Source organism: Mitsuaria sp. PDC51 (assembly GCF_900113225.1).
Classification (GTDB): domain Bacteria; phylum Pseudomonadota; class Gammaproteobacteria; order Burkholderiales; family Burkholderiaceae_C; genus Roseateles.
The window spans coordinates 230,246-255,046 of sequence record NZ_FOZE01000002.1 but is presented as its reverse complement, the minus strand read 5'-3'; the positions used below and the strand labels follow the sequence as shown (position 1 = coordinate 255,046).

General features: G+C 68.6%; 19 protein-coding genes and 1 other RNA gene. 12 read left to right on the top strand and 8 right to left on the bottom strand.

All coding sequences use genetic code 11. The features are described from left to right. Positions 1–708, bottom strand: a complete 708-nt coding sequence (locus BM393_RS25265; protein WP_141225324.1) for a hypothetical protein — start codon at positions 706–708, stop codon at positions 1–3. Then, on the bottom strand, positions 705–1,613 hold the full coding sequence (locus tag BM393_RS12555; RefSeq protein WP_175538323.1) for a nucleotide pyrophosphohydrolase: 909 nt from the start codon (positions 1,611–1,613) through the stop codon (positions 705–707). Before BM393_RS12555 ends, BM393_RS25265 begins: the two co-directional genes overlap by 4 nt. Before the next feature lie 1,191 nt (positions 1,614–2,804). Between BM393_RS12555 and BM393_RS12550 the strand changes: the two genes are divergently transcribed. Further along, the gene (locus BM393_RS12550) at positions 2,805–3,260 is read left to right on the top strand and encodes a hypothetical protein (protein ID WP_091726074.1); all 456 of its coding nucleotides are present in this window, start codon (positions 2,805–2,807) and stop codon (positions 3,258–3,260) included. A gap of 536 nt (positions 3,261–3,796) precedes the next feature. On the opposite strand, the gene BM393_RS12545 is transcribed toward BM393_RS12550, so the two are convergent. Further along, entirely contained in the window at positions 3,797–6,604 is a 2,808-nt protein-coding gene (locus tag BM393_RS12545; protein WP_091726071.1) for a TonB-dependent receptor, read from the bottom strand. A 250-nt stretch (positions 6,605–6,854) separates the two neighbouring features. On the opposite strand from BM393_RS12545, the gene BM393_RS12540 reads away from it, so the two are divergent. From BM393_RS12540 to BM393_RS12530, 3 genes are read left to right on the top strand one after another with little or no spacing between them, the layout of a single operon-like run. Further along, positions 6,855–8,315 carry a cyanophycinase gene (locus BM393_RS12540; protein ID WP_091726068.1) on the top strand — a complete coding sequence of 487 codons (1,461 nt, stop codon included), beginning with the start codon at positions 6,855–6,857 and terminating at the stop codon, positions 8,313–8,315. Between the two features lie 54 nt (positions 8,316–8,369). Next, entirely contained in the window at positions 8,370–9,863 is a 1,494-nt protein-coding gene (locus BM393_RS12535; RefSeq protein ID WP_141225322.1) for a serine protease, read from the top strand. Then, positions 9,851–10,870, top strand: coding sequence for an FHA domain-containing protein (locus tag BM393_RS12530; protein WP_091726062.1), 1,020 nt, complete (start codon positions 9,851–9,853; stop codon positions 10,868–10,870). Before BM393_RS12535 ends, BM393_RS12530 begins: the two co-directional genes overlap by 13 nt. Before the next feature lie 13 nt (positions 10,871–10,883). Here the strand turns inward: BM393_RS12530 and BM393_RS12525 are convergent, their stop codons facing one another. The 4 genes from BM393_RS12525 to BM393_RS12510 all read right to left on the bottom strand — a co-directional run bounded on the left by BM393_RS12525 (position 10,884) and on the right by BM393_RS12510 (position 14,126). Next, positions 10,884–11,981 carry an acyltransferase gene (locus BM393_RS12525; RefSeq protein WP_091726059.1) on the bottom strand — a complete coding sequence of 366 codons (1,098 nt, stop codon included), beginning with the start codon at positions 11,979–11,981 and terminating at the stop codon, positions 10,884–10,886. 129 nt (positions 11,982–12,110) lie between these two features. Then, positions 12,111–12,575 (bottom strand): GNAT family N-acetyltransferase, encoded by a 465-nt coding sequence (locus tag BM393_RS12520; RefSeq protein ID WP_091726054.1) that lies wholly within the window; start codon positions 12,573–12,575, stop codon positions 12,111–12,113. A gap of 87 nt (positions 12,576–12,662) precedes the next feature. Further along, an RNA gene (gene rnpB, locus BM393_RS12515) (RNase P RNA component class A) lies at positions 12,663–12,998 on the bottom strand. A 153-nt stretch (positions 12,999–13,151) separates the two neighbouring features. Then, positions 13,152–14,126 carry a Gfo/Idh/MocA family protein gene (locus BM393_RS12510; protein WP_175538322.1) on the bottom strand — a complete coding sequence of 325 codons (975 nt, stop codon included), beginning with the start codon at positions 14,124–14,126 and terminating at the stop codon, positions 13,152–13,154. Positions 14,127–14,333: 207 nt separating this feature from the next. Between BM393_RS12510 and BM393_RS12505 the strand changes: the two genes are divergently transcribed. The 3 genes from BM393_RS12505 to BM393_RS26370 all read left to right on the top strand — a co-directional run bounded on the left by BM393_RS12505 (position 14,334) and on the right by BM393_RS26370 (position 18,727). Further along, entirely contained in the window at positions 14,334–15,551 is a 1,218-nt protein-coding gene (locus tag BM393_RS12505) for a multidrug effflux MFS transporter (protein ID WP_091726045.1), read from the top strand. 130 nt (positions 15,552–15,681) lie between these two features. Further along, complete coding sequence (locus BM393_RS12500; RefSeq protein WP_091726042.1) at positions 15,682–16,650, top strand: carbonic anhydrase; 969 nt, start codon at positions 15,682–15,684, stop codon at positions 16,648–16,650. Positions 16,651–16,906: 256 nt separating this feature from the next. Beyond that, positions 16,907–18,727 (top strand): methyl-accepting chemotaxis protein, encoded by a 1,821-nt coding sequence (locus tag BM393_RS26370; RefSeq protein WP_175538321.1) that lies wholly within the window; start codon positions 16,907–16,909, stop codon positions 18,725–18,727. A 118-nt stretch (positions 18,728–18,845) separates the two neighbouring features. Here the strand turns inward: BM393_RS26370 and BM393_RS12490 are convergent, their stop codons facing one another. Next, the gene (locus BM393_RS12490) at positions 18,846–19,454 is read right to left on the bottom strand and encodes a TetR/AcrR family transcriptional regulator (protein WP_217648481.1); all 609 of its coding nucleotides are present in this window, start codon (positions 19,452–19,454) and stop codon (positions 18,846–18,848) included. A gap of 281 nt (positions 19,455–19,735) precedes the next feature. On the opposite strand from BM393_RS12490, the gene BM393_RS12485 reads away from it, so the two are divergent. The 5 genes from BM393_RS12485 to BM393_RS12465 all read left to right on the top strand — a co-directional run bounded on the left by BM393_RS12485 (position 19,736) and on the right by BM393_RS12465 (position 24,794). Then, positions 19,736–20,845 carry an MBL fold metallo-hydrolase gene (locus BM393_RS12485; protein ID WP_091731396.1) on the top strand — a complete coding sequence of 370 codons (1,110 nt, stop codon included), beginning with the start codon at positions 19,736–19,738 and terminating at the stop codon, positions 20,843–20,845. A 373-nt stretch (positions 20,846–21,218) separates the two neighbouring features. Beyond that, positions 21,219–21,659, top strand: coding sequence for a division/cell wall cluster transcriptional repressor MraZ (gene mraZ, locus BM393_RS12480; protein ID WP_233218122.1), 441 nt, complete (start codon positions 21,219–21,221; stop codon positions 21,657–21,659). A 5-nt stretch (positions 21,660–21,664) separates the two neighbouring features. After that, on the top strand, positions 21,665–22,672 hold the full coding sequence (gene rsmH, locus BM393_RS12475; protein WP_091726030.1) for a 16S rRNA (cytosine(1402)-N(4))-methyltransferase RsmH: 1,008 nt from the start codon (positions 21,665–21,667) through the stop codon (positions 22,670–22,672). Continuing rightward, a complete protein-coding gene (gene ftsL, locus BM393_RS12470; RefSeq protein ID WP_221213850.1) occupies positions 22,669–22,989 on the top strand; it encodes a cell division protein FtsL in 321 nt (106 codons plus the stop codon). Before rsmH ends, ftsL begins: the two co-directional genes overlap by 4 nt. Further along, positions 22,989–24,794, top strand: a complete 1,806-nt coding sequence (locus tag BM393_RS12465) for a penicillin-binding protein 2 (RefSeq protein WP_091731388.1) — start codon at positions 22,989–22,991, stop codon at positions 24,792–24,794. The genes ftsL and BM393_RS12465 overlap by 1 nt, the downstream gene beginning before the upstream one ends. Positions 24,795–24,801 lie beyond the last annotated feature (7 nt).

Sequence of the window (24,801 nt, the reverse complement as noted above, 5' to 3'; positions counted from 1 at the left end):
TCAGGTCGCCACGGCGCGCAATGCTTCGACCGTACCGCCGTTGTAGGCATGCACCGAATGACATAGCAAGCGGCCGGGCGTTTTGCCCGAAGCGACGCATATGAAATTCAAAAGCTGGCCTAGGCCGATGAAGTTTCCCAGCGCCTTGTTGAAGAAGTCGTGATTACGGTAGACCACCACCAGGTCGAGCCGTCCGCCTGGGTGCCAGACGATTTCGCCAAACTGCCAGCACGGACCTCCTCGAGTGCGAGGAGTATCGCGCGCGGGCGTCGACAAATGAAACACCAAGCTCGTCCCGCTTCGTTTCTGCCAAGTGCCGAGCTTGCCAATGACAGTCTCGAGTTGATTTGTGTCAGGATGGTCAGGGAAGCGAACCAGCCGCTCGAAGTACGTTCCCCAGGTCCCGCGATTACGAACAAATCTCATGGCGCGGTCGTGCCTCTTTAGATAGTCGCGATATAGACTTGCACGCTCTGCCACACGCTGCGCAAGGTCGTACGGAAAGATGGTCTTGATGACTTCGCGTAAGTCATCACCGCCAACTCCGCGGCGTCGTGGCGAATGAGCCTGCAGCCACGCCGGGTCGAAAGCAGCCGGCTGCTCGACGGTCGTGAATAGGTTGAAGACTTCGCCGTGTGCAATCACGGCTCGAACGCCGGCCCGCCAGGCGTCAACGGCCGTGGTGCCGGTCACATTGCAAGCGGTCACAGCGCCCCCTCGGGGCGCGGCGGGTTGTAGGTCAAGATTTGGCGGTCGAGGTCCACATCGACGCGGCCGCCACAGTTGTCCTTCAACTGACCGAACGCCGCGTAACCCTGGAGGATGGCAGCTTTCCATTGCTTCGCAGTACAGCGGTGAACTTCCAGCCCGGCGGTCAGGCGGATAATGGTCTTTAGCAGGCCGATGTCGACCGAACTCTCCTCGCTGTACCAAGCTCGCTGCGGCGCCTCGTTGAAAACAAGCACCGAGATGGCCTCTTCCACCACAGCCGCACGGCCACCGTCTTCGATTTCATCGATGCGCGGGTTGCTCTTGCGCTTGCGCCGCAAGAGGCCGCGAAGGACCGGGGACCACCCTAGAACCGCCGCATAGGCCAGGTGGAAAACGTCGTGATAACGGTAGCCATCCCCCTTGTGAGCGTTGTCGGTAAGGGTGTCGCCGACGATTACGCCACTCACCATGATGCGTACCAGCAATTGCTTGCCGTTGCGCTTCTCTGAGAACGTAACGCTGAACCTACGCGGCAGGCGCTCTTCGTCATCAAAACCATCATCGAAGCGGTTCACCTCGCCCTGGGAATAGAGACGCTCCGCCTTGAGTGCACTCTCCCGAGCTGCCTCTTGCAAGGGAATCTTGTATTGGACAGCTAGGCTGGTCAGGTACCAGAGGATGTCGCCGATGTCCTCGCGAAGGTCCTCGCGAAGCGTTCGGCTGTCGCGCTGCAGCACCAGCTTCTTGAAGGTCGAATTGAGGTCCCCGAGTTCACCGGCCAATCCGAGCAAAGACACGATGACCTTCTTGCGTTCGTCGGTTCGCTCGACCGTCGCCTGGTACTCAGCAAACGTACGAATCGGCCTCTGGCCGCGGTCCTTGCGGCTCGATGTACTTGACATTCACCCACCTCCCCTCACTCCAAACGTGTTTGCCTAGGCAATCTACGCACTTTGTAACGAGGAGAGGGGCGGATTTTCCCGCCCCCTGGGATGCGGTCAAGTTCGCTGCAGTCGGCTCATACATCGGCACTTTTCTGGCGAGGCTATGGCTCCTTGGGATAGGTCATTCCGAATGATGCGCATGGCCTCCGTGAAATGTCCGCTTCCGCTGGAGGCTGTGTGAGAACTCCTCCAACGGTCCGTCTTCGGGGTCTCGACACCATTAGCGAGGCGCCGATCGCCGATCCTGCGTCGATCTGAGAGGTCGATTCTCAGCCACCTCGCAATGAGGACGCGTTTTCCCGCAGCCTCGCTGCGAGGCGAACCTGCGCTTCAAGCTGGGAGTGGGCATAGCGTGTGGACTACCTTCGAAACATGGGCCTCTTGGTCGCTTGTCGAGCCAATCGCCTTGACTCGATGGCACGAGCCAGCAAGCCAGTGGCCCAGCCGACAAGCCCTAGACAGATCAGAGCCGGCCACCAACCAACTGATGTCAAGGTCAGCAGGAGGGACAGAGCGAACAGCGGGATGCTGGCAAGCAGGGTTAGTACTGAAGACCAGAATCCAAATGCGAGTCGGGCTTCAGTTGGATGCCTGCTCCACAACAGAATGGTGCTTGCCATCTGAGCTGCAGCAACCAAGGCCATCGTCATCCCAATAGCCATCACAAGCGAAGAAGCGACGCCGTCCATCGCCCTAGGTTATCCCGCCGCGTCCGCTCCCGCTACGAAGCCACCTGCGGCTTCCGCCTGGACCGGGAGAGGTAGTCACTTACGACATCTGGTCCACCGCAGCGCAATGGGCAACGACACAGCGACAGCCAGACCAGCGAATGGCGCCCACATGAAAGGCTCATCACGCATGCCGACGTATTGACCGAGTATCGGCGGTCCCCACATGAGCGCCCCTAACGACATCAAGGCTGATAGAGCGCACAAGATGACAAGCCCCGCTGCGTTCCGCGCTCGCGCTGCGCGAAGTTCCGTGCGCTGACAGACGACGAAGATCGCCGCAGCGACGATCAAAAACGGCGCGAGCAGCCACGCGAGAACGATCATTAGCTCGATGGGTTTCAATTTGGTGCCTTATGTCCGTTGCAAGCCTATCCGCGGTAAGGTCGCTCTTCGCGGCAACATTTCACTTCAGACGGTCATGAACGTCTTGCTCGAATCAACGAACGCAGTCCCGTACTTCACGGACGTCGGTGGCACTTTGCGCGCCCTCGGCGTCGACGCATCCGAGTTTGACTGGTACGTGAGTGACATCGAGACGAACATTACCTTTGATGGCCTTCCCCAGGCCGACGGCTGGGTGACAGGTCCAGAGCTGGCTCGATGCCTCTTGTATTCCAACCTGCAGTTCATGTGGGGCGTATTCAGTGCTTTCCCGTGCGACAAGCGTGTTGAGGTGCTACGGCCGCCGGCTGCGGACGGAAATGCGCGATTCTGGCGGGATGCCAATGCCTTGACGCCGCAACTGGATGGCGCACTGTTCGAGTTGGTCTGCTGGGACAGCACTGCAACTATTCTGGTGGGCATCACGCCTGAGCAGGCGGCCCATTACATGGCGACGCACCCCGAGGCCAAACTACTCCGCGATGAGGCTTGACGACTACTCTGCAGCCACCGCCCTCAGGGCGGCCTGCGTTGTGCGCCCTTGTGCTGCCAATCTCTGGTGAGCGGCGAGTCTAGATGCGTAGACACGTCGCCGCGGCTTGGGCCGGAAGCGGACAGCAACTTGCTATCCTCAGGCGCATGTCGAGCCCGAACGTCTCTGGCGCATGGAATGAGTACCGTCGAAGGAACTGGACCGCCGGTTTGCTGTTGGTATTGGGACTGCCAGGCACCATCCTGTTGCTCGTTATCACGAAGCTGATGCTCGGTCTCTCCGGAGAGCTTGTCTTCTTCGGCGGCATCTCGCTCTGGTGTATGGCGTGGGGTTGGGCGGCCTTTCGTATTTCGCGTTGGCCGTGCCCTCGATGCAGAAGCCCTTGGCTCGCTGCTCAAGAGCCTCGCCTCGGCGCGAAGCGATGCTGCGGTAATTGTGGGCTCGCCTTGTACGAGGAACCGTAGCACCGCTGAAACGCCGGCAGACCGGTCATCGCCTCAGCCAGTCTCGACCCCCGCACCTCACGCCATTCCCGCTCACCTGAACTGATACGACGCCGCCAAGTAGAAGAACCTCCCGCGCGGATCCGTATAGCTCGGGTCATAGCCCGAAATGAAGAAGTAAGCCTGGTTCGAGAACGGCGGTGCCGTGTTGAACAGGTTCTTCACCCCCGCCCGCAGCGTGAGCGCGGCGGTCGCCTCCCAGCCGCCCGACAGGTCCCACAGCGAATACGCCTTGACCTTGTTCTTCCCCACCACCAGTCCCGTGTTGGTATCGATCGCCGAGTTCTGGTCGTCGTAGCCGCTGTAGAACGAGTTCGCGAGGTTGATGCTCCACGGACCGCGCGACCAATCGAAGTTGACCCGATGACGCCACCGCTGCACGACGCCGTCGGTGACGAAGCGCCCGAGGTTGCTGATGTAGGGATCGCCGTCGCCGGTCTGCTTCTTCGAGCTCAGCGTCAACGTCCCCACCAGCTTGACGCCGAAGCGCCCCATCGCGGTCGCCGGCGAGCGGTACTGCAGCGTGATGTCCAGCCCGGACGCCTTCTGCTTGCCGCGGTTCTCCTTGCGCAACTCGATGAAGCAGATCTCGGAGTCGTCGGGGTCGTAGTCGCAGCCCGCAATGCCTTCGTCCTCGTTGTAGCGATGCACCAGCGGCTCGTACTTGTCGAGGTTGGCGAGGATCACGTCGTCGCCCAGCGTGCTTATCAGGTCGCGCTTCTCGACGCGCCAGTAGTCCAGGCCGAAGCTCCATTCCGGCGTCGGGTCCGCGAGCATGCCGATCGAGAACTGCCGCGACTTCTCCGGCTTCAGGTTGGCATTCGAATAGGTCCGCGTCTCCCAGTTGTTGGCGCAGAAGCCCAGGTCGTTGTCGTTCTCGCGCATGCACACTGGATCGGGCAGGGTGGCGGTCTCGCTGACCTTGACCGAGCGGTAGAGGTCGTTCATCGACGGCGCGCGGAAGCCGGTGCCGGCAGAGGCGCGGAAGGTCAATTTGTCCATCGGCGCGTAGCGCAGGCCGATCTTCGGGTTCGTGGTCGCGCCGATTTTCTGGTAGTGGTCATGGCGCAGTGCGAACTGCAGTTCCCATTGCTTGGTGATCGGCGCGAGCAGCTCGCCATACGCCGCCCACACCTTGCGGGAATTGCTGGTGAACTGCGCGTCGCCCGGCGACGAGTCGCCCAGAATGTTGTCTGAAATCAGCAGATCACTGGCCGCCGACGTGGATTTCTCGCGCCGCAGTTCCGCGCCGAGCGCCAGCGCCAGATCGCCGCCGCCGAGCGCCATCAGGCTGCGCGTGACCTTCGCGTCCAGGCTGTCCATCGTGCCGCGGGCGCGGCGCACTTCCTGGTTGATGTTGTTGTCGCGCAGGAAGGCCAAGCCCTCCGCGCTCGACGGGCCGAAGGGGTTCAGCCGGCCGTCGGCGTAGGCGGCCATCGTCGCGTCCTCAGGCAGGTAGCCACGCACGTCGCGGTCGGATATTCGGTTGACGCTGTGGTTGTAGCCCCAGTCGTAGTCCCAGGCGCCGAGCGTGCCCGTCATGCCGACGACGATGCGGCTGCCGGTGCTGGTGAGTTCGCTCGCGCGCGGGCCGGCCTCCAGCATGCGGGTGCGCACGGTGATGAGCCGGTCGTCCGGCAGCGCGTCGCCCAGGCCGGTCGCCGCCAGCGCCGGGATCATCGAGACATCCAGGTCCGCGTCGATCCGGTTGCTGGTGCCGACGTACCAGCTCTTGCTGCGGGTGTAGGCGGCCTCGATGAAGGCCTCGTGCCGGTCGCCCAGCTTGAGCACGCCGCGGCCCAGGAAGCTGCCCTTGTCCGTCTTCGGATAGAGCTCCAGGTCGCGCATGTAGTCGTAGGTGCAGCCGTCGACGCCGCCAATGCCGTCAGGCAGGTAGAGGGAGTGCGGCGGCTGGCAGGTCGGCGCGCTCAGGTTGATCGTGCGCGTGGTGATGGGCCGGCCATTGATCGCGAAGCCCTGCGACTCGAGGTAGTCGCGCTGGTCGCCCGAGAGGCGGATGTTGCCGGGGAAGCTGGCCGAGGACAGCAGGTGCGGCAGTCGCTCCGGAATGCGCAGGTCGGAGATGAAGTCGCGCTGCGAGGTGCGCAGCGCGCCGGTCTTCTGCAGGTCCAGCACGCCCATCAGGTTGAAGCCGTCGCGCGCCAGGTCGCCATGGCCGGCGGCGATCGACGCGGTGCGCTTGCCCGCGCCACCCTCGCCGGACTTGCCCGCGTAGACGTCCAGCTGCAGGCCCTGGTAGTCCTTGCGGGTGATGAAGTTGATGACGCCGCCGATCGCATCGGTGCCGTAGATCGCGGACGCGCCATCGAGCAGCACCTCGACGCGCTCGATCGCCGCGGCCGGGATGTTGTTGAGGTCGACGCCGTTGTCGTCGCCCGGCGAGGCGAAGTTGGCCATGCGCCGGCCGTTCAGCAGCACCAACGTCGACGAGGTGCCCAGGCCGCGCAGGTTGGCCGAATTGAAGCCCATCTGGTCGCGGAAGCCGCCGGTGCCGATGCTGACGCCGTCGGTGAGGTTGTTGCTGAGCGAGGAGACCGTCGCCATCAGCTCGGCCGCGGTGGTGACGCCGGCCTTGACGATGTCGTTGCGGGTCAGCACCTGCACCGGCAGCGCCCCCTCGTCGGCAATGCGCTTGATCGCGGAACCGGTGATCTGCACCCGCTGCAGCTGCTGCGGCGGGGCGGAGGCGGCGGCCTCCGGCGCGGCGACCTGCGCCTGCGCGAGGCCGCAGAGCGCGCCCAGCGCGGCGACCGCGCAGGCTCGCGGCAGGCTCGGTGGGCACGGCGGACGTTTGGCGACACGGGGGGAAGGGACGGTCATGGCGGGCTCCCTGAGGCCGTTGGGGGATGGCTCTGACGGACCAGTCTAGGGACCGGCCCGGCACCGGCAAGGGTGATCTCCCGGGACAGTCGCGACGAAGCAACTGCGGTGTGACCAACAGTCACCCGTCGGTGGGGACGCGACGCTATCGTTGCCCTCCTGCGCTCCCCCCTTCGTCCGATCCGCCCCGTCATGGGGCGGCTTCCTCCGGTTACGTGATGCCGCCGGTCCGCGGCGTGAGGCCTTGACGATGTTCGATCGCTGTTCCCCGCGCCGCGTAGCCGGCGCCTTCGGCCTGGTGCTGGTCCTGGCCGCGATGACGGCCCGGGCGGCCGCTCCCACCGCGCCCGGCGCGCCGACGCCCGCCAGACCGGCCGCGACCAAGCCCGCCCTCGTCGCTCCCGCGCCGGCAGCGCCCGCGGTGCCCGCGGCGTCCGTTCCCCAGGCAACGCCTGGCCCTGGCGCCGATGTCCCCATTAAAGGCCACGCGATGGCGATCGGCGGCGCCCTGAAGGCGGACAACGACGAGGTTTGGAACCGGCTGATCGCGCTGGCGGGCGGGCGCGGCGCGCGTTTCGTCGTCTTCGGCACGGCCGCCGAGGACCCGGAGGCCAGCGCCAAGCAGGTGGTCGAGCAGCTGCAGCGCCGCGGCGCGGTCGCGGAGGCGCTGCCGGTCGCGCCGAAGTTCTCGTGGGTCGACCTGAACAAGGTGGTGCGCGACGCCGCGCTGATCGCCAAGGTGCGCAATGCCAAGGGCATCTTCTTCACCGGCGGTTCGCAGGAGCGCATCGTCGACGTGCTCTTCCCGGGCGGCCACTCGACGCCGATGCTCGATGCCATCTGGGACGTCTACCGCAAGGGCGGCGTCGTGGCCGGCACCTCGGCGGGCGCCGCGATCATGAGCACGGTGATGTTCCGGGACGCGCCCAGCGTGATCAGCATCCTCAAGGGCCAGTGGGAGGAGGGCAAGCAGATCGACCGCGGGCTGGGCTTCGTCGGGCCGGGGCTGTTCGTCGACCAGCACTTCCTCAAGCGCGGCCGCTTCGGCCGCATGGTGCCGCTGATGCTGGCCAAGGGCTACCAGCTGGGCCTGGGCGTGGACGAGAACTCCGCCGCCGTGATCCGCGGCGACGAGGTCGAGATCCTCGGCCACAAGGGGGCCTTGCTGGTCGACCTCAGCGAGGCGAGTTCGGACCGCGCGCTCGGCGTCTTCAACCTGAAGAACGCCAGACTCACCTACCTCGATCACGGCGACCGCATGAACCTGCGCACGCGCGGCGTGACGCCGTCGGCGCTGAAGCTGCGCGGCCAGAAGCTGGAGCCCGGTGCGCCGGACTACAAGCCCTACTACACGCTGCCGCAGTTCTACACGGACATGCTGGGCGACTCGACCATCTCGACCGCGATGTCCATCCTCATCGACAGCGTGCAGCCCGAGTTCCGCGGCCTGAGCTTCGAGGCGGCGCCCAAGGCGGGCGACGCGCTGGCCGACCTCGGCTTCCTCTTCCGCCTCTACAAGGGCCCCGGCAGCATCGGCTGGAGCACCGACGAGCTCGGCCCCGAGGACTACACCGTGGTCAACCTGTACCTGGACGTCACGCCGGTGCGCATGCCGCAACCGCTGTTCGGCCCCTGGCCCGGCGACCGGCGCCCGCGGCAGTCCGCCACTCCGGAGGAACCGCCGGCCGGCGAGCGCCCGCAGCAGCCCTGAGGCGACGCAAAGCCGCTAGCATGCGGCGTTCGCTCATTCCTGGAGTCTGCTGCGTTGTCGCGAAATCCTCTCACCCTTGGGCGGGCCCTCGCCCGGGCGGCCACGCTGCTGGTCGCGGTGGCGCTCGGCCTGCCCGCCGCGGCGCAGACGCGCCCCGCGCCGGAGGCCCAGCCGGCGCCCTCGCCGCAGCGGCCGCCCTTGTCCGCACCGCCCGTCGTGGCGCCGTCCGTCGTCACGCCGCCCGCCAGCGCCCCGCAGCCCGGCACGGCGGCGGCCAGTCAGGCGATGGCCTCGGCCCCGGTCTCCGCCAGCGCCCGCCGGCTCTATGACCGCAGCCGCGCCCAGCTGCTGCAGGTCCGCACGCTCTTCAACGGCAGTCAGGCCTCGGTGGGGTCCGGCTTCGTGGTCAGCGCGCAGGGCCACGTCATCACGAATTACCACGTGATCAGCCAGCATGCGCTCGAGCCCGAGCGCTACCGGCTGCAGTACCAGACCCCGGAGGGTGACGGTGGCGACATCGTCCTGCTCGACTTCGACGCCCGTCGCGATCTGGCGCTGCTGCGCATCGTCGCCAAGGGCGGCGATGCCAAGGCCGATCCCAAGGGCGTCGTCGCGCGCATGACGGCCACGCCGCTGGCCTTCCGCAAGACCGACCAGCCGCTGGCCAAGGGCGAGCGCATCTACTCGATGGGCAACCCGCACGACGTCGCCTTCGCCGTGGTCGAGGGCACCTACAACGGCCTGGTCGAGCGCAGCTTCGATCCGCTGATCTACTACTCCGGCTCCATCAACCCCGGCATGAGCGGCGGCCCGGTGCTGGACGAGGACGGCGAGATCGTCGGCATCAACGTGTCGACGATGATCTTCGCGCAGCAGATGAGCTTCCTGGTGCCGGCGCAGCACGCCGCCGCGCTGCTGGCGCGCAGCCGCGACGCCGCGCCGATGAAGGGCGCGGCCTGGCCCAAGCTGCGCGAGCAGCTGATGGCCTACCAGGAGGAGCTGTCGCGCAACTTCCTGGCCCAGCCCTGGCGCACGCTGACGCACCCGCGCTACCGCTTCCCGATCCCGCAGGAGCAGTACATGCGCTGCTGGGGCAGCGGCACCTCCGCGGACGCGCAGGGCCTGCAGATGCAGCGCACGCAATGCCGGATGGAGCACGCGCTGTTCATCAGCGAGTCCCTGCAGACCGGCTACTTCGGCGTGACCGAGGAGGTCTACGACGGCAGCAAGCTGGGCGCGGTCCGCTTCTCGACGATCTATTCGGCCAGCTTCCGCAACGAGCGCCTTGGCGGTCCCGACCGCGACCGCACCGCGCCGTACTGCCGCGAGGACTTCGTCCAGCAGAAGGACGGCCCGCCGCTGCGCGCGGTCGCCTGCCTGCGCGCCTACCGCAAGCTCGACGGGCTGTTCGACCTGACGGTGCTGGTCACCAACGTCGACGCCGCGACCGAGGGCGCGCTGGGCCGCTTCGACGCCCGCGGCGTCAGCTTCGCGAATGCCACCCAGCTGACGCGTCATTACCTGCAAGGATTCGCATGGACGCGGTGATCGAGATCGTCGACCGGGACGGTCATTGCCGGGAAACCCACAAGGTGCGGGCCTGGCCGCTGCGCATCGGGCGCTCGCCCGACTGCGACCTGGTGCTGGCCGATCCGCACCTGGCCGGCGCCCATGCGCTGCTGCACTGGGACGACGCCGGGACGGACGCGGCGCCGGCCGCCTCGGGCCCGGTGCTGGAGCTGCTGCCCAGCCACAACGGCGGCTGGCTCGACGGCCACCGGATCGCCGCCGGCAGCCGCGCGGCCTGGCCGTCGTCGGCGCTGCTGCAACTGGGCACGACCCGGCTGCGGCTGCGCACCTCGCTGGACCCGCTGCCGGCGGAAAAGCCGATGAACCGCGCCGACGAGCCGGTGCGGCGCGACGCCCGGCCGTCGTGGGCGCTGCCGGCGCTGCTGGCGGTCTGGGCGCTGCTCCTGTGGGGCTCGAACTGGGCCGCCAACGACGGCAGCGCGACCTGGGTCGACACCGTCAGCGCGCTGCTGGCGCCGGTGGGCGTGGCGCTGATCTGGGCCGCGCTGTGGGCGCTGGTGACGCAGCTCTTCCGGCACTGGTTCGCGTTTGGCGCCCACCTGTGGCGGGCGCTGGTGGCGACGGTGGCGATGCAGCTCTTCGACCTGCTGCTGCCGCTGCTGGCCTACATGTTCAACCTGCCGCGGCTGCTGGCGCTGGAGACGCTGGTGATGTCGGTGGGCGCCGCGCTGCTGCTGTGGTGGCATGCGACGGTGGTGTGGCCGCGCGCGTCGCGGCGGCTGGCGGTGGGCATCGGCGCGATGTGCGTCGTCGGCCTGGTGCTGACCGTCGGCCGGCGTACCGAGCAGCAGTACTGGCTCGGTCCCAACTACATGGCCACCTTGCCGCCGCCGGCCTTGCGCGTCGCCACGCCGCAGCCGGTGGACAGCTTCATCGACGGCATGGCGCGCCTGGAGGCACCGCTGCTGAAACAGGCGGAGAAGCGCAACGACCAGACGGGCGGCAGCGGCGACAACGAGGAGTGACGAGCGGCGTCGCTCAGGCCGCGATCGCGGGCGCGGGCACGGCCGGTGGCGAGCGCCGCCGCCGCAGCCACGCGACCACCGGCAGTTCGAGGCAGCGCCCGATCAGCCAGCCGCCGGTGACGGCCGCCAGGACCGCGATCGAGAAGACGAGCGCCTCGGGCAGCGCGTGATAGAGGCCGGCCTTGGCCATCGACGCGAGCACGATGTTGATCAGCAGGCAGTGCGCCAGGTACAGCGAGTACGAGGCCGCGCCCAGCTGGACGAGCAGCGCCGGCACGCGCACCGGCCGGCGTCGCTCCATCGCGACCAGCGTCGCGAGCACCAGCGCCGAGGCCAGCCCCAGCGCCACGCGGCCGCCGAAGGCGTGCGGCCCCTGCGACCCGAGCCGTTCATAGAGCACCGCGGCGACGAAGGCCGCGGCCGCCAGCAGCCATTGCCCCCGCACCAGCGGCAGCGTCGCGCGGCGCGCCATCAGCCCGGTGGCGACGCCCATCAGGAACTGCAGGCAGTGCGGATCGCCGAGCTTCCAGGGCAGGGCGGCCGGCAACTGGCCGAAGGCCTGCGCGACCACCAGCGCGGCCCACAGCGCGTACAGCGCCAGGCCGCCGCGCAGGTGCAGCAGCAGCACGCAGAAGCTCAGGTAGAAGAGCACCTCGTACTGCAGCGACCAGGCCACGCCGACGTATTCCGGCGTGCCACCGCCGATCCACAGCAGCAGCGTGCCGGGGAGGTCCTCGGCGCCCAGTTCCGAGATCGGCGTGCGCCCGGTCGCCAGACGGGCCAGGATCGACGGGCCGGCGGTCATCGCCAGCACCATCCAGTAGATCGGGAACACGCGCACGAAGCGCTTCCACAGGTAGCCCGGGCAGCGCGCCGCGCCGCCGCCGAGCTCCGCGTGGTGGACGAAGGTGATGATGAAGCCGCTCAGGACGAAGAAGAAGTCGACGCCGGCATAACCGAAGTCGAACAGGCCGCCGAGCGCGACCTGGCCCGAGAACTGCGGCACCCGCATCAGGTGGGTCGCGTGCATCAGCACCACCGCCAGCGCGGCGATCGCGCGGGCGGCCTCGATCGAGGCGAGCTTGGGGGCGTGGCGGTCGGTCGGGGCCATGGGGCGGTGCTGCTGCGGGAAAACCGGGCAGCCCGCACGGTATGTCGACGCCGGCCCGCGTGGCCGTCGCCCGTCCCCCAGGGCGGGGGAACTCGTCGAGGGGACTAGGTTCTAGGGGGGAGGGCGGCCTCAGGCCGACAGGCGCTTTTCCATGAAGACGGACAGCGGGTCGTCGGTGTAGTCGCCGAAGGGAGCGCGGCGGTCATAACCCAGGCGCTCGTAGAGCTTGAGCGCCTCCGGCTGGTGCACGCCGGTCTCCAGGCGCGCCAGTCCGATGCCTTGTGCCCTGAGATGGGACTCGAGCTCTTCCATCAGCACCTTGGAAATGCCGCGTCCCCGGAAATGCGGTTGGACGAACACCCGCTTGATCTCGCCGTACGGACCGTCGGCGTCGTCGACGACCTTCACCGCCGCGCAACCGGCCAGCCATTCCGCGAGCCAGACGCCAATGAAGCGCACCTGCGGCTGGGCGAGCGCCTGGGGATCCAGGAGGTGGTTGCTTTCGCCGGGGTAGAGGGCCGCCATGTACGCGTCCGACTGCGCCAGCAGGGACATCGCGGCGGGGCTGTGGGGGTCCAGGGGTTCGATCTGCATGCCTGCACGGTAGCAACCGATGTGCCCAACGCGCGGGAAATCCCTGAAAGCCTTTGCAAGCCAACGTTCGCTTGCAAATCGTCATAAAGGTGAAGCAAGCCGATAGGCCGGATTCTGTGCGCGGCTCCTCTTGCGATTCGCCGCGTGACCGCCATTCATCTGGGCCGGGCATCACTGCCCGGCTCGGTGCCACCTACCCGCCAGCTCTGCGAGCCGCATCAACGCTGGCCTACTTGGTGTTGCTGCGCGTAGAGATTGCCCGTTTCACCCGAAACCGGCTTGCACCGGTCCCGACTCGTCTCTGTTGCTCTGATCCTCGGCTTTCGCCGGGCAGCCGTTAGCTGCTACGCCGCTCTATGCAGTCCGGACCTTCCTCCAGTGCCGTGTTTCCACGATCGCACCAGCGGCGGTCTGGCTTACTTCACGGGGCGAGAGTTTAACCGCGTGGCCGCCTCGGCTTCGCTTTGGGCTCCCCGCGTCGTTGCGAATCCTCACCATAGCTGAGCTATGGCTCCGGTTCGCGCCTAGCGGGGCATCCCAAAGCGAAACCGCTTCGGCCACGCGGTGCGTTTGGTGTCAGGACTTGCCTGCAAGGATCGCTTCGATGGTTTGCTGGACTGCGAGCGCTTCGGCGAAGCCGGGGAGGCTGTGCGAGCGGCCTTCCAGCATTGCGGCCCAGTGACCGAGCTGGTCGGTCATGCCGTTCATGCGCAGGGTCTCGGCGTCGCCCAGGCTCTGCACACGCTCGCCCTGGCGCTGCTGCGTCACGCCGAACCAGTCGCGCAACTCGATCTCGCCTTCGCTGGCGCGCCACAGCATGCGGTTGTCATCGGCGCGCTCGCCGCCGATGCCCGCGCTGATCATGACCGGCACGCCGGCCGCGCTCAGCTCCGCCTCGACGGAGAGCTCCGAGCCGATGCCGTCCGCGGGATAAACGACCTCGCTGCGCACGACGCGCGCCGGGCCCAGCACCCGCTGCAGCACGAAGATGAAATGCGACAGCACCTCGCGCGTGAAGCCGCCCTCGGCGCGCTGCGACAGCCAGGCGCCCGCGCCCGCCTGCCAGGGCCGCGGCCAGGCGGCGAAGCGCAGGTCGATGCGCACATCCCGCAGCGCCCCCAGCGGCCGCCGCGACGCCGCGCCGAAGGCCAGCTGCAACTGCGCCAGGCCGGTCGACGACGCGAGCGAATAGTTGACCGCGGCCCGGCGCCGCTCCTGCTCGATGCGCTCGATGCAGGCGCGGGCGGCGGCGAAGTCGGTGGTGAGCGGCTTCTCGCACAGCACCGGCAGCCCGGCGTCGAAGGCACGCTCGGACAGCGCGATGTGCGGCCCCGGCGGCGTGGCGATGTACAGGCCGTGCAGGCCGGGCTCGCGGATCAGCGCCTCGGCGCTGCTGGCGGCGCGCAGCATCGGGTCGTTCGCCAGCACCTGCGCCAGCACCACCGGGTTCTCGTCCCAGACCTGGGTGACGCGCAGTCGCGCATGCCCGGCCAGCCGCGCCAGCATCCGCTGGCCCATCACGCCCAGTCCCACCACCCCAATGCTCAACACGCCTGGCACCGCCGTCTCCGCCCGAAGTTCCGCAAAAGCCCCGCAGTGTAGGGGGGCCGCCACAGCGCGGGCCGCCGCCCGGCGGACCCGGGCGACTCGCGCACGCCCGTCCCCGCAAGCGGTGTGCCCGGGCGGCATGACGGCCGGTGCGACAGGCCGGGCGGGGGTATCGTCGGCGGCTTCTCGCACGCTCGCATCGCCCCACGCATGAATCCCGAAGCCAGCCAACTGTGGCGCGCGCCACGCTGGGCCCTCGCCATCCTGCTGGCCGCGCTGGCCACGGTGGGGCCCTTCTCGATCGATACCTACATCCCGGCCTTCGCCGGCATCGCCAAGGCGCTCGACGCCACGCCGATCGAGATGCAGCAGACCCTGTCCGGCTACCTGCTGGGCTTCGCGGTGATGAACCTGTTCCACGGCGCGCTGTCCGACAGCTTCGGCCGGCGCCCGGTGGTGCTATGGGGCATGGCGGTGTTCGCGCTGTCGTCGATGGGCTGCGCGCTCGCGGGCAGCATCGGCCAGCTGGTGTTCTGGCGCACCGTGCAGGGCCTGTCCGCGGGCGCCGGCGTGGTGGTCTCGCGCGCCATCATCCGCGACATGTTCCCGCCCTCCGAGGCGCAGCGGGTGATGTCCCAGGTGACGATCTTCTTCGGCCTGGCGCCCGCGATCGCGCCGATGATCGGCGGCTTCCTCTACGTCCACGCCGACTGGCACGCGATCTTCTGGTTCCTGGTCTTCGTCGGCGCGCTGCTGTTCGCCGTCACCTGGCGCCTGATGCCCGAGACGCTGCACCGCGACCACCGCCAGCCCTTCCACGTCGGCTCGCTGCTGCGCGGCTACCGCTCGCTGGTGGGCAGCCGCCGCTTCCTGCTGCTGGCGCTGGCCAGCGGCATCCCGTTCAACGGCATGTTCCTGTACGTGCTGGCCGCGCCGGTGTTCCTGGGCGAGCACCTGGGCCTGGCGCCCACGCAGTTCTTCTGGTTCTTCCTGTTCAGCATCGGCGGGATCATGGGCGGCGCCTGGCTCAGCGGCCGCCTGGCTGGCCAGATCGCGCCGCGCAAGCAGATCCGGCGCGGCTTCTTCATCATGGGCTTCACGTCCATCGCCAACATCGTCTGCAACCTGACGCTGCCGCACAGCGTGTTCTGGGCCTTCCCGCTGATCAGCAGCTTCGCCTTCGGCTGGGCGCTGATGGTGCCGGTGGTGACGCTGCTGGTGCTGGACCAGGCGCCCGAGCGCCGCGGCATGGCGTCTTCCCTGCAGGCCTGCATCGGCAGTGCCGCCAACGGGCTGGTCGCCGGCGTGCTGGTGCCGCTGGTGATGCATTCCATGCTGACCCTGGCCCTCGCCTCGGCCGGGATGATGTGCATCGGCCTGGTCGCCTGGACCTGGGTCAAGCGCGAGGTGTCCACGCCCGCGGCGTGACGTCCGCCCGCCGGTCACCCTCAAGAAGGTCGGCGATCCTCCGAAATAGGGAAGGTGCGCCGGACCCACGTCCGGACGCCGTCGCGCATCCCGCCGACGGCGGGCACACCGAAGTCCTGCGGAGCGATCCATGTCCCACCGTCCCGGCCTCGGCACCTGGTTGCCGGCCGTCCTGTGTCTGTCCCTGCTGTCCGGCGGCCCGGCCCTGGCCGCCGACGCGCCCGCGTCCGCGCCCAAGGCGGCCCCCGCCGTCGAGGCGGGCGAGCCCCTGCGCGACCGCCTCGCGGAGCGCCTCAAGGACGATGCGGCCACCCTCAAGCTGAACGCGAAGAAGGCGCCGACCGACGTCCGCACGAACAATCCGGTCGACCAGCGCGCGCGCCGCGCGGCGGCCAAGCCGGCGGCGGCCTCGGCCGCCCGGTCGACCACGCCCTGGGCCTACACCGGCGAGGGGGCGCCCGACCGCTGGGGCCAGCTCGAGCCCGAATTCCGCCAATGCGCGATCGGCACCCGGCAGAGCCCCATCGACCTGCGCGACACCATCAAGGTCGACCAGGAGCGCATCCGCTTCGACTACAAGTCCAGCGCCTTCTCGGTGGTGGACAACGGCCACACGGTCCAGGTGAACGTGGCGCCGGGCAACTCGCTGCAGATCATGGGCCGGCGCTACGAGTTGCAGCAGTTCCATTTCCATCGCCCCAGCGAGGAGCGCATCAACGGCCGCCAGTACGACATGGTGGCCCACCTCGTCCACAAGGATGCCGAGGGCCGGCTCGCCGTCCTGGCGGTGCTGCTGGAGCGCGGCCAGGATCAGGCGCTGATCCAGACGGTCTGGAACCACCTGCCGCTGGAGCGCGGCGACACCTACAACGCGCCGGTGCCGATCGACCTCAACCAGCTGCTGCCCGCGGAGCGGGGCTACTTCTCCTACATGGGCTCGCTGACGACGCCGCCCTGCACCGAGGGCGTGCTGTGGCTGGTGCTGCGCCAGCCGGTGCAGCTGTCGACCCAGCAGATCTCGGTGTTCTCGCACCTGTACCCGATGAACGCGCGGCCGCTGCAGGCGCAGTCCGGCCGCCTCATCAAGGAATCGAACTGAGGGCCCGCGCCCTCGATGGCTGAGCCGTGGGAGCGTTGTCTCCCGCTTGGGCCGGCGTCGTGACGAGCGTCACGGCGTCGGCCGTCTTCTTGGTGGAAACCCTTGGTTATCACTGGCGCTCACCGCACAATCCCGGCCGCCGCGCGCCAGAAGCCATCACGCGTTTGATCTAGGTCATGGACGGCGCGGCCGGAACCTCAATTGCCCTTTCCCTCCGTGGAGGGGCGCCCCATCCCCCCAGGACACCCTCGCCGTGATGAAGACCATCAAGTCGCGCCTGATCGCGATCAGCATCCTGATCGTCGTCGCCGCCGTCGCGCTCGCCACCTTCGCCAGCTACTGGGCCGTACGCGATCACGCCCGCCGCCAGGTGCAGGCCCAGTTGACCGACCTCGCCACCGCCAACGCCAACGGCGTTGCCGCATGGGTGAAGACGCAGAAGGACGTGGTCGCCGCGATGGCGCCGGCCGCGCAGCTCGAGGACCCCCGTCCGGTGCTGACGCAGGCGCTGCAGTCCGGGCGCCTGGATCTGGCCTATGTCGGCGGTGCTGACAAGCGGATGATCTCCATCCCCGACCGCCAGCGTCCCGCCGACTACGACCCGACCGGCCGCGGCTGGTACAAGCTGGCCTCCGCGACCGACCAGCCGGTGATCACCGCGCCCTACGTGGCGGCCTCCAGCAAGAAGCTGGTCGTGACCTTCGCCAGCGCGGTGCGCGCGGGCGGCGAGCTCAAGGCGGTGACCGGCACCGACGTGGCGCTGGACGACATCGTCGCGACGATGAAGTCGATCAAGCCGACCGCCAGCGGCTTCGCGATGCTGCTGGACAAGCAGGGCACCGTGATCGCCCACCCGGACGCGGCGCTGACGCTCAAGCCGGTGAAGGACCTGTCGGCGGCGATCGACGGCGCGCTGCTGACGACCGCGCACGGCGACGAGCCGACGCTGGCCGAGGTGGGGGAGCATCGCTTCTTCCTGAAGGCCGTGGATGTGCCCGGCACCGACTGGGTGCTGGTGGCCGCGGCCGAGCGCAACGAGGCGCTGGCGGCGCTGTCGGACGTGCTGCGCAACGCGGGCCTGACGATGCTGGTGGTGACGGCGGTGGCGGCGCTGGTGGCGGCCGCGGCCGTAGGCGCGCTGCTGAGCGGCCTGGCTGGCATCAAGCGCGCGATGAACGACATCGGCGCGGGCGAGGGCGACCTCAGCCAGCGCCTGCAGGTGCGCGGCGAGGACGAGATCGCCGACATCTCGCGCGGCTTCAACCAGTTCGTCCACAAGATCGAGCAGGTGATGCTGCAGGTGCGCGAGACCAGCCAGTCGATCGCGGTCGCCTCGCGCCAGATCGCCGCCGGCAACCACGACCTGAGCCAGCGCACCGAGGAGACGGCCAGCAACCTGCAGGAGACGGCCAGCTCCATGGAGGAGCTCAACAGCACCGTCGCCAACAGCGCCGCCAATGCCGACCAGGCGCGCCAGCTGGCTGACACCGCCAGCCGCGTCGCGCGCCAGGGCGGCGAGGCGATGGGGCAGGTGGTCTCGACGATGCAGGAGATCAGCACCAGCTCGCGCCAGATCGGCGACATCATCGGCGTCATCGACGGCATCGCGTTCCAGACCAACATCCTGGCGCTGAACGCGGCGGTGGAGGCAGCGCGCGCTGGCGAGCAGGGCCGCGGCTTCGCGGTGGTGGCGGGCGAGGTGCGGGCGCTGGCGCAGCGCTCGGCCGGCGCGGCCAAGGAGATCAAGTCGCTGATCACCGCCAGCGTCGAGCGTGTCGAGACCGGCACGCGGCAGGTCTCGACCGCCGGCGAGACGATGAACGAGGTGGTGGGCAGCGTGCAGCGCGTGGCGCAGATGATCGGCGAGATCAGCCACACCGCGCAGGAGCAGAGCCACGGCATCGGGCAGGTCAACGTGGCGGTGGCGCAGCTCGACCAGGTCACGCAGCAGAACGCGTCGCTGGTCGAGGAATCGGCCGCCGCCGCCGAGAGCCTCAAGGACCAAGCCCAGAAGCTGGCCGACGTGGTCGGCACCTTCCGCCTGAGCGCCGGTCAGTCCGGACCTACGGACTTCTGACCCGCCCGCCAGCGTCGCCCACAAGCCCAGCCCCCTTCGAGGAACTCCCTCTCCCCGCCGGGCGGGGAGAGGGTAGGGGTGAGGGGTCTCCCCGGCGAACGCCCAAGAGGGGGGAACTTCAGCCCCCCGCTTCCACCGCGTAGAAGCACAGGAACATGTCAGCCGCCGAATCCGCGACCTGACGCTGCTGCGCCGCGTCCAACGGGAGCTGCCCCATGGTGATCTGCGGCCAGAACGCGAAGCCCTTGACCAGCGCCTGCAGCTGCGCCGCTGCGAAAGCCGCGTCGCCGGCCTTCAAGCGCCCGTCGGCCATCGCCGCACGGATCCACACGGTCAATCCCTCTTCGCGTCCCCCCAGCCGGCCCAACATGTCCCGCGCCCGCTGCGGCGCGTGGATCGCCTCGGCGATCAGCACCCGCGCCAGGTCGAGGAACTGCGGGTCGCCGCTCATCGCCAGCTTCTGGTCGATGAGCATCAGCAACTGCTCGCGCAGCGGGCGGTCGGCACGGTAGGCCAGCGTCACCTGCGCCTCCGTCGCGGCCCAGAGGCGCTCCAGGATCGCGTCGAACAGCGCGTCCTTGCCGCTGAAGTGGTTGTAGACGGTGCGCTTGGACACCTGCGCCCGGCCTGCGATGCGGTCCATGTTCGCGACCTCGAAGCCATGCTCGCGGAACTCCGCGATCGCCGCGTCCACGATCGCCTGGCGCTTGCGGTCTGTCAGGCGCATCCGCTCGGCGTCGCCGCCCACCGCCTCGTCGGCAGGCGGCTCGACGGCAGGGCTGGGAGCGGGGAGAGGGGCGTCGGCAGTCATGGGGCGCAATCTTACACCGGGGAGTTTACTTTTCCGGCCCGCCTGCCTACACTCGCCAAAACTACACTGTGTAGTGCAAGTTTCAGATGAGCCTGACCCCCGTCCTCCGTTCGCTGCTGCCGCTGTCGCTCACCGCGCTGAGCGGCGTCGTCGCCGTCCTGATTGTTGGAGCCCTCGCCATGACCGCTTCCCGTGTGATGTCCTCGCCCACCCCGGTGCCCTCGAACGGGCCGTCCACCCCCGCGCCGGAGGGGGGGCAGCCCTCCCGCGAGCAGTCACCCCAATGGGCGGAGGGCCGGTTCCGCAATCCGGCGGTCGAGCCCGAGCAGGGCTTCTGGAAGACGGTCGGGATCTTCTGGGACTTCATGTTCCACAAGCCCGCCGGCACCGTGCCGGACCGGCCGATCGAGGTGCAGGCGCTGACCAAGGACCAGCTGCTGGCCGCGCCCGACCGGACGCTGTTCCGCCTGGGCCACTCGACGGTGCTGCTGAAGCTGCGCGGCCGCTTCTGGCTCACCGACCCGGTCTTCTCGGAACGCGCGTCGCCGTTCTCGTGGATGGGGCCGAAGCGCTTCCACGCGCCGCCGATCGCGCTCGACGAGTTGCCCGAGATCGAGGCGGTGATCCTCTCGCACGACCATTACGACCACCTCGACCACGACACCGTGCTGGCGCTGGCGCCCAAGGTCCGCCGCTTCCTGACGCCGCTGGGCGTGGGACAGCGCCTGATCGACTGGGGTGTGCCCGCGGCCAAGGTGCAGCAGTTCGATTGGTGGCAGGGGACGTCGATCGCCGGCGTGCAGCTGACGGCCACCCCGGCGCAGCACTTCTCCGGCCGGGGGCTGAGCGACCGCAACTCGACGCTGTGGGCCTCGTGGGTGCTGATCGACGGCGACCTGCGGGTGTTCTTCAGCGGCGACACGGGCTACTTCGACGGCTTCAAGGCGATCGGCGAGCGTTTCGGCCCGTTCGACCTGACCCTGATGGAGACTGGCGCCTACGACCCGCGCTGGCCCTACGTGCACATGCAGCCGGAGCAGACGATGCAGGCGCACATCGATCTGAAGGGGCAGCGGCTGCTGCCCATCCACAACGGCACCTTCGACCTGGCGATGCACCGCTGGCAGGACCCGTTCGAGCGCATCAGCGCGTTGGCGCGGCTGCGCAAGGTGGAGCTGGTGACGCCGGTGATCGGCGCGCCGCTGGCGATCGAGCAGCCGGGGTCGACGCCGGCCTGGTGGCAGGGCAGCGTGGTCGACGCGACCGCTGCCACCCCGTCCCCCGCCGCGTCTTCGGCGATGCCGTGATCCCAGCGCTGCGGCGCGCTCCGACTGAACGAAAGCCCGGCCAGTGCCGGGCTTTTTCCTTTCTCCCACTTTGTCCCCTTCCGGCGGCCGCCGGACGGCGGGGCTGCCCCGATTTCCCACCGACCGGGGGAGCCAGCGCCTTGCCGCGACGATGCCGGCGGCCGCGGTTTCAAGCGGGTACGACCGCCGATTTCAGTTGATCCATCACTTCCACACCGTTTGTTAAGTCCTTCATTTAGAACGACTTTTATTTTGCGCAATGGCGTGAGAATACTGGCTAAGTAATTGATTTGATTGGGAAAAACGCCAAATTTCCTTGACCGGAGCCGGTCTCGCCATTAAAGTGGGAGAAAGTGCAATTCGGTGGGGCAAAGTGGCGAATGTCGTGTTTCAGGGGGCGAGTGCCTTGGCGTTGGACGCCAAGGGGCGCTTGACCGTCCCTGCGCGGCACCGCGAGGTCCTGCAGGCGCTATGCGGCGGCCAGCTGACGCTGACCAAGCACCCGGAAGGCTGCCTCATGGTCTTCCCCCGTCCCGCCTGGGAGCAGTTCCGCGACAAGGTCGCCGCGCTGCCGATGTCCGCCGCCGGCTGGAAGCGCGTCTTCCTCGGCAACGCGCAGGATGTCGAGATCGATGCCGCCGCCCGCGTGCTGATCGCGCCGGAACTGCGCGCCTCGGCCGGCCTGCAGAAGGACACCATGCTGCTGGGCATGGGCAGCCACTTCGAGCTCTGGGATGCCCAGGCCTATGCCGCGCACGAGGCCGCCATCATGCAGTCCGAGATGCCGGCCGTGCTCCAGGACTTCAGCTTCTGAGCCTCATGAGCGAGCAGTCCACCCCCGCCGCCTTCACCCACACGACCGTGCTGCTGCACGAGACGGTCGATGGCGCGTTCACGACCCCCGCTGGCATCTACGTCGACGGCACCTTCGGTCGGGGCGGCCATTCGCGGCTGCTGCTGTCGCGGCTCGGGGAGGAGGGGCGCCTGATCGCGATCGACCGCGACCCCGAGGCGGTCGCGGCCGCGACCTCCGGACCAACGCGGGTCGACGACCCGCGTTTCCACATTTGCCACAGCGCGTTCGCCGACATGGCCGCGCAACTCGACGCGCTGGGCGTCGGCCTGGTCGACGGCATCCTGCTGGACCTGGGCGTCTCCAGCCCGCAGATCGACAACCCGGAGCGCGGCTTCAGCTTCCGCTTCGACGGCCCCCTCGACATGCGCATGGACACGACGCGGGGCGAAAGCGCCGCGGACTTCATCGCCCGGGCGGAGGTGTCCCAACTCGCACAGGTGATCCGCGACTATGGCGAAGAACGGTTTGCTCTCCCGATTGCAAAGGCGCTTGTGGCTCGCCGGGAAGGCGGGCGTCCTGTCCGGACAACCGCCGAGCTTTCCCAAGTCGTGGCTGGTGCGGTCAAAACCCGCGAGCCGGGCAAGGACCCTTCAACGCGCACATTTCAGGCTCTACGGATATTCGTCAACGCCGAGCTTGAGGAACTGCAGCAGGGATTGAACGCGGCGCTCGCGCGGCTCAAGCCGGGCGGCCGGCTGGCGGTGATCAGCTTCCACTCGCTGGAAGACCGCATCGTCAAGAACTTCATCGCCTCGCACAGCAAGGAGGAGTTCGACCGCCGCGCCCCCTTCGCCGCACCCAGGCCGCAACCGCTGCGCGCCATCGCCCGCGTCATGCCCAGCGAGGCCGAGGTGCAGGGCAACCCGCGCGCGCGCTCCGCGATCCTGCGCGTGGCCGAGCGCACCGAGGCGCCGATCCCGGCGCCGGTGCCCGAGTCCACCGGCAAGCAGAAGAAGGGAGGCCGTCGATGATCGGCCGCCTGAACCTGCTGCTGCTCGTCGCGGTGATGGTCTCCGGCATCTACATGGTGCGCAGCGCCTACGAGTCGCGCCGGCTGTTCACCGAACTGGACCGCGCGCAGACCGAGGGCCGCCGGCTGGAGGCCGACTACCAGAAGCTGATGGCCGACCGCCAGGCGCAGGCGACCAACCTGCGCGTGGAGCAGGTCGCGCGGGAGCGGCTGAAGATGCGGCCCATCTCGCCCGCGATCACCTTCAATCCGGACGCGCCGGCGATCGAAGCCAGCGGTGTGCGCGGCATGCGTGCCCCGCAGGGAGCGGCGCGGTGATCGGCAGACTTGGCAAGAAGCTCGGCCAGGGCGCGCGCGGCGCGGCCCGCAACGCGCCCACGCGCGGCGTCAGCTATTCCAGCAGCCCGCTGCTGGCGTCCAAGACGCCGCCGTGGCGCTCGCGCTTCCTGGTCGCGCTGGTGGGCCTGGCATTCACCGGCTTGCTGGCGCGCGCCGCCTACATCCAGCTGATCGGCGAGGACTTCTTCCAGCGCCAGGGCGAGGCCCGCTACGCCCACAAGATGGAGCTGCCGGCCAGCCGCGGCAAGATCAGCGACCGCAGCGGGCAGGTGCTCGCCGCCAGCGTCGCGGTGCCGTCGATCTGGGCCTTTCCCAAGGAGGTCGATACCGATCCCGAGAAGCGCCGCCAGCTCGCCAAGATCCTGGACATGTCGCGCGCCGAGCTCGACAAGCGGCTGGATCCGAACAGCCGCTTCGTCTTCCTGCGTCGCCAGGCCGACGACGAGACCGCGCGCAAGATCAAGGAGCTCGGCCTCAAGGGCGTGTTCCAGGACCGCGAGTACAAGCGCCAGTACCCCGAGGGCGAGGCCGCCGCGCACATCGTCGGCTTCACCAACATCGAGGAAAAGGGCCAGGAGGGCATCGAGCTGGCCTTCCAGAAGGACCTGCAGGGGCGCGACGGCTCGCGCTCGGTCGTGCGCGACCGGCTGGGGCGCGTCGTCGAGGACATCGGCGAGCGCGTGCCCGAGACCAACGGCAAGGACATCGAGCTGTCGATCGACGCCAAGGTGCAGTTCTTCGCCTACCAGCGCGTGCGCGACGCGGTGGCCGAGAACAAGGCCAAGGCCGGCTCGGTGGTGGTGCTGGACGTGCATACCGGCGAGATCCTCGCGCTGGCCAACTACCCCAGCTACGACCCTGGCCACCGCCAGAATCTGTCCGGCGAGCAACTGCGCAACCGCGCGCTGACCGACGTCTTCGAGCCCGGCTCGACGATGAAGCCGTTCACCGCCGGCCTGGCGCTGGAGACCGGCCGCGTGCGTCCCGACACGCTGCTGAGCACCGGCCCGCGCAGCGTGGTCATCTCCGGCTGGTCGCCCACCGACGCGCACCCGCACGGCGACCTGACCGTGCAGCAGGTGATCCAGAAGTCCAGCAACATCGGCGCGGCGCGGCTGGCGCTGATGATGCAGCCGCGCGAGATGCACGAGATGTTCACCGCGATCGGCCTGGGCCAGCGCCCGCAGATCGATTTCCCCGGCGCGGTGACCGGCAAGCTGCGGCCGTGGAAGAGCTGGCGTCCGATCGAGCAGGCGACGATGAGCTACGGCTACGGCCTGTCGGCCTCGCTGCTGCAGCTGGCGCGCGCCTATACCGTCTTCGCCCGCGACGGCGACATCATCCCGATCACGATGACCAAGCATCCGGCGGACCAGCCGGTGGTGGGCATCAAGGTCTTCAGCCCCAAGGTCGCCGCGGACATCCGCGGCATGCTGCAGATGGCGGCCGGCCCAGGCGGCACCGCGCCGCAGGCGATGGTCCAGGGCTACAGCGTCGGCGGCAAGTCCGGCACCGCCCACAAGCAGGAAGGCAAGGGCTATGCGAGCCACAAATACCGTTCCTGGTTCGTGGGCATCGCACCGATTTCCAAGCCGCGCATCATCGTGGCGGTGATGGTCGACGAGCCGAAGAACGGCCAGTACTTCGGCGGCGCCGTCGCCGGACCGGTGTTCAGCCAGGTGGTGGCCCAGACGCTGCGCCTGCTGGGCGAGCCGCCCGACCTGGACGTCAAGCCGCAGATCGTGGCGCAGCAACGGCTGCAAGCCGTCGACGAGAGTTTCTGAGCGGGCA

Bases quoted from the DNA above. Each gene is read 5' to 3' on its own strand.
- BM393_RS12555 (WP_175538323.1), bottom strand. From the start codon at position 1,613: ATGTCAAGTACATCGAGCCGCAAGGACCGCGGCCAGAGGCCGATTCGT.
- BM393_RS12550 (WP_091726074.1), top strand. From the start codon at position 2,805: ATGAACGTCTTGCTCGAATCAACGAACGCAGTCCCGTACTTCACGGAC.
- BM393_RS12545 (WP_091726071.1), bottom strand. From the start codon at position 6,604: ATGACCGTCCCTTCCCCCCGTGTCGCCAAACGTCCGCCGTGCCCACCG.
- BM393_RS12540 (WP_091726068.1), top strand. From the start codon at position 6,855: ATGTTCGATCGCTGTTCCCCGCGCCGCGTAGCCGGCGCCTTCGGCCTG.
- BM393_RS12530 (WP_091726062.1), top strand. From the start codon at position 9,851: ATGGACGCGGTGATCGAGATCGTCGACCGGGACGGTCATTGCCGGGAA.
- BM393_RS12525 (WP_091726059.1), bottom strand. From the start codon at position 11,981: ATGGCCCCGACCGACCGCCACGCCCCCAAGCTCGCCTCGATCGAGGCC.
- BM393_RS12520 (WP_091726054.1), bottom strand. From the start codon at position 12,575: ATGCAGATCGAACCCCTGGACCCCCACAGCCCCGCCGCGATGTCCCTG.
- BM393_RS12505 (WP_091726045.1), top strand. From the start codon at position 14,334: ATGAATCCCGAAGCCAGCCAACTGTGGCGCGCGCCACGCTGGGCCCTC.
- BM393_RS12500 (WP_091726042.1), top strand. From the start codon at position 15,682: ATGTCCCACCGTCCCGGCCTCGGCACCTGGTTGCCGGCCGTCCTGTGT.
- BM393_RS26370 (WP_175538321.1), top strand. From the start codon at position 16,907: ATGAAGACCATCAAGTCGCGCCTGATCGCGATCAGCATCCTGATCGTC.
- BM393_RS12490 (WP_217648481.1), bottom strand. From the start codon at position 19,454: ATGCGCCTGACAGACCGCAAGCGCCAGGCGATCGTGGACGCGGCGATC.
- BM393_RS12485 (WP_091731396.1), top strand. From the start codon at position 19,736: ATGTCCTCGCCCACCCCGGTGCCCTCGAACGGGCCGTCCACCCCCGCG.
- rsmH (WP_091726030.1), top strand. From the start codon at position 21,665: ATGAGCGAGCAGTCCACCCCCGCCGCCTTCACCCACACGACCGTGCTG.
- ftsL (WP_221213850.1), top strand. From the start codon at position 22,669: ATGATCGGCCGCCTGAACCTGCTGCTGCTCGTCGCGGTGATGGTCTCC.